This window comes from Burkholderia sp. PU8-34 (assembly GCF_053427725.1).
On sequence record NZ_JBSAXC010000011.1, the window covers coordinates 207,453 to 214,576 of the forward strand.

Sequence of the window (7,124 nt, forward strand, 5' to 3'; positions counted from 1 at the left end):
GTCGACGAATAGCGTGCTTGACACGATTAAGGGGCTAAACGAGCGCTATCACATCGAGGTCCGACATGACGCGGTGCTGGATAATTCGGAAAAACTCATTCGGATGTGGAAAGACGAGTTACCTGGACGTTACTCGGATCCGTTTGAAATTTCACTCCGTGTTCGGCGCCTCGCTATGGCACTTGACGAGGCGCTGGCGCATGCTTGCGAGTGCCTAGGTGTCAAGTCAAGCGAAATGCTGCTGCTGTTTGCGCTACGTCGAGGTGGCCCACCGTACAGCATGCGGCCGACGGAAATTCTGCGAGAAACAGCAGTGACGTCTGGCACTGTGACATATCGAATTGATCAGCTTGTTAAGCGCAATCTGGCTGATCGCATTCCAGACCCGGTCGATCGTCGAGGCTTTCTCGTGCAACTCACTAGTCACGGGAGAGAGATAACCGATAGGGCGCTTGAAGTTTCGATTCAGTCCGCCGAACGTGCACTAGAGTCGCTGAAGAAGGCGCCCTTTGCAATGGAAGTGTTTTGTGAGCTCCTCAAGTACTACGAGTACGGACTAAAAGCGGAAATTGCCTGATTTAGTTATAGGATTTCGAAATGTGCTGCATCGCAACTGACACTGAGGGATCACGCATCGCGAAATTCGATCAAGGTCGGCAAGCGCCGACGCAGACGCAACCATGCGGTACTATTTTGTCATGGTGCATAGTCGTCGCGTGGGCATTCGTGGGGCGATGGGAAGTGCCTCATTGATTTTTCCGAGGTGGATGTCTAGTATTTTGGCATCGGAGATTTGTTTTAATCCGGGGTTGGCATCGCGGTGGCAGAGGTCGGTCGGATGACCTTGGTTATTTGAGTTTCGGATGTCGTTGTCAAACCCCAGTAGACGTGCTATCTCGGTAGAAATCGGTTCGTGTAGGTTTATTTGACGATGGCGAATCGATGGCAGTTCGAGTTGGCGTTGTGTTGCTTGAGAGTGTTGAGTGAGCGGGGCGACGTATGCGAGTGCAAGTGTATTATTTTGATGGATGTGCGATCGGCATTTGAAATTGAATTTCTCTTGTTAAGTATGGCTGATTGATCATAACGAGAATTGAGGTGCGCGATGAAGATACTGTACAAAATTATTGCAGTCGGAATCGGTGTGCTCGTTTCCAGTATCCCCGCATTTTCAGCAAAACCGTCTTTACCTATCGGATTCAAAGAGCGCGTTGTTTCGGTGTCTGACGGTGCAAAGATTTTTGTTCGTTCTGGTGGAGCTGGTCCTGCCGTGGTTCTTATCCACGGCTTTGGCGACACTGGTGTCATGTGGGGGCCGCTTGCTGCGAAGCTGGCCAAAGATCATACGGTGATTGTGCCGGATCTTCGTGGAATGGGACTGTCGTCGAAGCCGCCTGGTGGATATGATAAGAAATCGCAGGCGACGGACATCAGAGAGGTATTGACAACGCTGGGGGTCGATCATGCCGCAGTCGTCGGCCATGACATTGGCACAATGGTTGCGTACGCGTATGCGGCCAGTTACCCGGACAAGGTAGATAAACTGGTTGTAATGGATGCGCCAATCCCTGGGATCCCCCCATGGGATCAGATCGTGCGCAGTCCGAAATTGTGGCATTTCAATTTTGGCGGCCCCGACTGCGAACGGTTGGTGGCAGGCCGGGAAAGAATATATCTTGATCGATTCTGGAACGATTTCGCAGGAAACCCGGCAAAGATTGACGGGGAGACGCGTGCATATTATGCAAAAATTTATGCGCGTCCCGGTGCGATGCATGCGGCATTTGCTCAATTTAATTCGATTGATTCTAAAGATGTTTCGGACAATTTGGTGTTTTCCAAGACAAAGCTCGGTATGCCTGTTCTCGCAATAGGTGGGGAGAAATCGTTCGGCGCAAATATGGCGGCGGTGATGAGGAATGCAGCGACTAACGTCCAGGAATCGGTTGTGCCGAATGCGGGGCACTGGTTGATGGAAGAAAGTCCATCTGAAACCGTATCAATAATCGATAAGTTCTTGCGTGAGGGAATGCAGAAATAGTCGTGTGCTGGCAGATGCGGTGGTGTTTTCCGTAATGGGCGTGCGCGCTCGTCGGACTGAATCGACGGACGTTTCGGCGACCGGCGCCGGCAGATGTCAACCATGCAGTTCGGCACCGTCTGCGCGAGCTGGCACAGGAGCGGCCACGGTTTGGTTCGCTGCGCCTCCACGTTCTGCTGCGTCGAGACGGATTGGTTCAGAACCACAAACGGACCGAACGGCTATCCCGCGAAGAAGGCCAGCCGCTTCGCTTGAAGCGGAGAAAGAAGCGTCCGAGCCATCTGCGTGTCGTGATGCCGACGCCCAATGGCGCGGACGAGAGCTGGACAATGGACTTGTCGCGGATGTGCTTGCGAATGGCCGGCTCGTTTGTATGTTGGCCATCATCGACACGTGGAACCGGGAGTGCCCACACATCGAAGTCGACTTCTCGCTGACGGGTGTTCGCGTGGCCCGTGCGCTCGAGCAATTGCGGCAACGAGGACGGCGCCCCAACCTGATTCAGGTGGACAACGTTCTAAATGCAAGCGGAATGTGCAACGCAAGGTAAAACGGGGCCGCGCACACGGCGAGATGCAGTGCGCGAGCTGTCAAAGAGCGAACCGACTACAACTCGGTTCGTGGTGCAGTTGTCGCAGGTCCGCGTTAGAGATTCATTGAGGGGAAGCTTGTGAGAGACCGGTACTGCTACGGTTCAGCGCCCTTCGTCTCGACAATGAGGTGAATCGACATCGTGACACTTGCGAAGGGCTCGCGCGGTTAGCGAGACCGGCGTCTGTGCGACGCTTAATCCAGTGCTGGAGCGCAGTGCGGCGAAAGTCGCATGCTGCGTTCTTCGGGGGCCGCGTTCCCGGGAGGGAGTGCGGCTACGCAATTATTCGGCGGGTTAAGGTCAGATGCCTCGGGATGTACCAAAATTGATCCGCCAAAGCATTACAATTTACTGTCTAAGGTGAGGCGTTCGGTCTGGCCATGTGCTCCCGCGAGGTCAGTCTTGACGCAAAGTACAGATCCTGGCCGGCCAGAGCCACCATATCATATCGAATTTGCATAGAATGGAACGCTCGTCCAGATTTTCAATTGCGGCTAGGTATGATTCCGCGCGGCGGGACGGAACCGGATGAGGCAAAATTCGGATGCAGATACGAGGAACCTGTAACAGGGAATCATATGGTTAGCGGGCGGAAGAGGTCGACTGATGTCGATGGTGCTGGTGTGTATGGGCGATCGACGGCTTCACGGCGGTTGCGCGGAACGGCGGGAGATGGGCCGAAGGATGGCGCGTGTTCAGAAGCTGCTGAAGTGACAGCTTTGCGTGCACCTCGACTGACCAAGAAAGGCCGTTCTTTGCTAGACGACCTAAGATCATTGAATGAGGGGTGCGTTGTCGAGACGTCGCACAACTCTGCTCGAGTTAGTTCAGATGAGTTGGTCAATCTTTGGGCGCGTGAATTGCCGGGGCTTGAGCTACATCCTTTCGAGATTTCGCTGCGGGTTCGGCGCCTCGCCATGGCGCTCGATGAGTTGCTTGCGCATGCATGCGAGGAGTTAGGGGTGAAGCCGAACGAGATGCTCCTATTGTTTGCGCTTCGTCGTGGTGGCCCACCTTACAGCATGCGCCCGACGGAAATTCTGCATGAGACTGCAGTCACCTCAGGTACCGTAACGTATCGGATCGATCAACTCGTCAAGCAGAATTTGGCGCAACGCATCCCGGATCCTGTGGATCGTCGAGGTTTCCTCGTGCAGCTTACCGATCATGGGAAGAAAATGACAGATAGGGCGCTTGCCGCGTCTATAGAGTCTGCTAATCGGGTGCTGTCACCGTTACGCGATGTGCCGCCGGCAATGGACGTCTTTTCGGAATTACTAAGGCTGTACGAGCATGGCCTTAGAAGTCAGATCGGCTAAACGCAGTGCTAGGCTATCGGCGGGGGCTATTCACATGGGGCATGTGGCAACGCCGCTCCGGTCCGATGACTATGCCTTGGCATCACACGGCGGCTCACCAAGCACGATACGCCCCGTGTCGGCCTCGATGCGTCGTAAAGTCTCAAGAAGGCGAGGCGCAATTTCGTCAATCAATACTTCGCGTGTAAACAGAAACGCAGGGCCTCCACAGTTGACGGCAAAGCGCTCGCCGGCTGGCGAGCGCACAGGTACTGCAATAGCGTTCACGTCGCCGTTCCAATCACCAAACGCGCTTACATAACCGTCGCGCTTTAAATCTTTGACCGCGTTTGTTGCGACCGTACGAATATTGATGCCTTCGGCGCTACCCGACACGCGGATTGCTTCGATCAATGCTTCACGTTCGTCTTCGATAAGATTCGCAAGATAGGCACGTCCGATTGCGGATGTCGCAATATTGAGGCGATCGCCAAGCCCGAGTCGAATCGTTACTACACCAACCGACGGTCGTACCGACTCGATTACGACCATGTCGAGTCGGTTTCGAATACACAGATGGACCGATGCGCCCGAACTGTCGGCCAGCTCATGCAGGTGCGGTCGCACTACCTGACGCATATCAAAATTGTTGAGGAAGGCATTGCCCAGTTCCAGGATCGCAGTCGTTGAGACAAAGCGGTCCTTGCTGGGTAGCTGCCGAAGGTAACCGGCGCTAACGAGGGTCGATGTAATTCGGGCGACAGTCGGGCGAGGTATCCCGGTTTCGTCCGACAACTCCTTAATTGTAAGTGGTTGAGCCGCTGAAATTACTTTCTCAAGTACACTGAGCCCTCTAGCGAGGGCCGACACCTCGTCATCGCCTCCAAGCTTTGCCTGTGCTTCTTGATGGGATGTGCTGGAAACCATCACGTATACCTAGTCGAGAAGAATGTCGCAGTTTACCGCAGCATGGGCGCAATCTTACGCAGCTTGCCCCGCATGGAATTATATCGTTTCGCGCACTGGGGTGAGTAATGTGTGCCGTGTACTCATAAGCCTACCGAGAAGCAACACAACGGCCGCGCCGGTCATGCAAATGAGCGCAACGGTAAAAAACCCCGGGGAAAACGAATGGGCTATCTCCTTAATGTGCCCCATGACCATGGGCATCGCTGCGCCGCCGACGCTTCCCATCATGCCGATCGCGCCCATTGTCCCGGCAGAAATGTCGCGATGCAAGAACGATTGAGGTATCGTCCAAAAAATTGCTTGCGTCGAGAACACTCCAACGCTGGCAATTACAAATCCGATAATGATTGCGGTGAGTTCAGTTGAAATGGCGATCAGTGCGAATCCGGCGGCTGATAACATAAATGCGACGGCCGTATGGATGAAGCGATTCCGCCGGCGGTCCGACCAGCGAGCGAAGATGAGCATACCGATCAAGCCGACAGTAGGCGGAATCGCTGAAAGTAGGCCAACCTTCTCTAAAGGCACGTGGAATTCGCGAATGATCTGAGGTAGCCAGTATTGAAGCGAGGTCAGTCCGCAGAACAACAGTAGGTTGCATAACCCCATCATTAATACGATCGGGTTCGTTAACGCACGCAAGATCCCATGCGATTGAACTGAATTGTGCGTGGTACGGTCCGACGCAAGCGTTGCGAGCAATACCTTGCGTTCTCCAATTGACAGCCAGTGTGCATCTTGAGGTTGGTTCGTCAAAAACTTGAGGCCGACGATGCCAAGCGCGACAGCGGGCGCGCCTTCCAGTAAAAACAGCCACTGCCAGCCGGCGATCCCCCATGATCCGTCAAGTGCGAGGACTCTGCCCGAGATTAAGGCAGATGCGACATAGCCGAGCGCTGGCGCTAGGTTGAACATTGCGTTGTAGCGACCGCGATACGCGGAGGGAAACCAGAGGCTCAAGTACAGCATGACACCAGGGAACAGCCCTGATTCGGCTGCGCCCAGTGCGGCGCGCAGCAGCCAGAAACTGATCGGGCCAACGACGCAAGCCATCAGCATGGTGACACCACCCCAGAGGATAGCAATGCGCGAGAGTGTCGCCCGAGCACCGATCTTCGCTAAGGTTAGATTGCTCGGCACTTCAAATGCGGCGTAGGTAACGAACATCAGTCCCACGCCGATACCGAACGCTTGTGCGCTTAGCCCTATTGTCTTGTTCATCGTGAGGGCGGCAAACGAAACATTGCCGCGATCCACGATTGCAAAGAAATACAGCGCCACTAAGAACCACATAAATCTGCGACCGATCTTTCTAACAACTTTGTCGAGCTCAGCGCTTGTCGGCATAGGATCGCTATTGTGCTGCGCATGTTGGGCTGTCGGGTACGTCATCTGTGTCTCTCCATGGCTCGAATTGTTGCGATGTGGACCCGGTTGCATCTTGAGGCGCTGGGGAGGGCCTCCGGTTGTTCGTTCGTCTCGTCAGCGTGTCATCAACTCTACGCGGGCTGTTCGGTGACTTGATCTGCAATGGCAGTATCGAGGTCGATGGTTGTTGTTCGGCGCATCTCGCGCCGAGTCGCTAGGTCGTAGCGGCGCCCCCGATGCAGCGTGCTTCTGTTATCCCACATCACCAAGTCGCCGACTTGCCAGCGGTGCGTGTAGACGAATTCGCGTTGCGTCGCGTGTTCAAGCAATTGCAATAGCAACATCCGTCCTTCCGGGATCGTTTGGTCGACGACGTGGCTCGCATGTGCCCCGATAAAAAGCAGCTTTCGCTTTGACCCAGGGTGAGTGCGTACGATCGGCCATCGGACTGGCGGAAGCATGTTGCGTTGTGCTTCGCTATATTCAGCGTCGCCCAGTAAAAAGCGCGAATGCAGTGCGTAGTGTTCGGCTTCCAGGTCTTCGATTTCAGCTTTCAAGTCGGACGGTAGTGCGTCGTATGCGGCGCGCAGGTCACAAAATTCCGTTTCGCCTCCGTGGGACGTTACGGCAATAGCGGACAGCATCGAGTAGCGTGCGGCCGGGCGTTGAAATGAGCTGTCGCTGTGCCAGAGCTGGTTGGCGATGTTGCTCACAATGCGCTGTGAGTCTCGTGAGGCGACCTTGCCGCTTACATCAACATTCGAAATGTCGATTAGCTCTGCGTGTTTAAACCGGCTCGGCGTGCCCTTGACTTTCTTCAGGCCGAGATCGAGCGTGCCGAAACCTGCGGTGAGCT

At 54.8% G+C, this 7,124-nt stretch carries 7 protein-coding genes; 4 read left to right on the forward strand and 3 right to left on the reverse strand.

Going from position 1 to position 7,124, the window contains the following annotated elements; translation table 11 throughout:
• The first annotated feature begins 13 nt into the window (after positions 1–13).
• The 4 genes from ACV22Z_RS24825 to ACV22Z_RS24840 all read left to right on the forward strand — a co-directional run bounded on the left by ACV22Z_RS24825 (position 14) and on the right by ACV22Z_RS24840 (position 3,952).
• On the forward strand, positions 14–577 hold the full coding sequence (locus ACV22Z_RS24825) for a MarR family winged helix-turn-helix transcriptional regulator (protein ID WP_448078922.1): 564 nt from the start codon (positions 14–16) through the stop codon (positions 575–577).
• 528 nt (positions 578–1,105) lie between these two features.
• The gene (locus tag ACV22Z_RS24830; RefSeq protein WP_448078923.1) at positions 1,106–2,041 is read left to right on the forward strand and encodes an alpha/beta fold hydrolase; all 936 of its coding nucleotides are present in this window, start codon (positions 1,106–1,108) and stop codon (positions 2,039–2,041) included.
• A gap of 119 nt (positions 2,042–2,160) precedes the next feature.
• Positions 2,161–2,478 (forward strand): IS3 family transposase, encoded by a 318-nt coding sequence (locus ACV22Z_RS24835; RefSeq protein ID WP_448078933.1) that lies wholly within the window; start codon positions 2,161–2,163, stop codon positions 2,476–2,478.
• 865 nt (positions 2,479–3,343) lie between these two features.
• Positions 3,344–3,952 (forward strand): MarR family winged helix-turn-helix transcriptional regulator, encoded by a 609-nt coding sequence (locus ACV22Z_RS24840; RefSeq protein WP_448078924.1) that lies wholly within the window; start codon positions 3,344–3,346, stop codon positions 3,950–3,952.
• A 69-nt stretch (positions 3,953–4,021) separates the two neighbouring features.
• On the opposite strand, the gene ACV22Z_RS24845 is transcribed toward ACV22Z_RS24840, so the two are convergent.
• From ACV22Z_RS24845 to ACV22Z_RS24855, 3 genes are all read right to left on the reverse strand, one after another.
• Positions 4,022–4,858 (reverse strand): IclR family transcriptional regulator, encoded by an 837-nt coding sequence (locus ACV22Z_RS24845; protein WP_448078925.1) that lies wholly within the window; start codon positions 4,856–4,858, stop codon positions 4,022–4,024.
• Between the two features lie 78 nt (positions 4,859–4,936).
• Entirely contained in the window at positions 4,937–6,292 is a 1,356-nt protein-coding gene (locus ACV22Z_RS24850; RefSeq protein ID WP_448078926.1) for an MFS transporter, read from the reverse strand.
• 107 nt (positions 6,293–6,399) lie between these two features.
• A partial coding sequence (locus ACV22Z_RS24855) for a TauD/TfdA dioxygenase family protein (RefSeq protein WP_448078927.1) occupies positions 6,400–7,124 on the reverse strand: 725 nt, incomplete at its 5' end.

Excerpts from the sequence above, each read along its gene's own strand:
- ACV22Z_RS24850 (WP_448078926.1), bottom strand. The coding sequence starts at position 6,292 with ATGACGTACCCGACAGCCCAACATGCGCAGCACAATAGCGATCCTATG.
- ACV22Z_RS24830 (WP_448078923.1), top strand. The coding sequence starts at position 1,106 with ATGAAGATACTGTACAAAATTATTGCAGTCGGAATCGGTGTGCTCGTT.
- ACV22Z_RS24845 (WP_448078925.1), bottom strand. The coding sequence starts at position 4,858 with ATGGTTTCCAGCACATCCCATCAAGAAGCACAGGCAAAGCTTGGAGGC.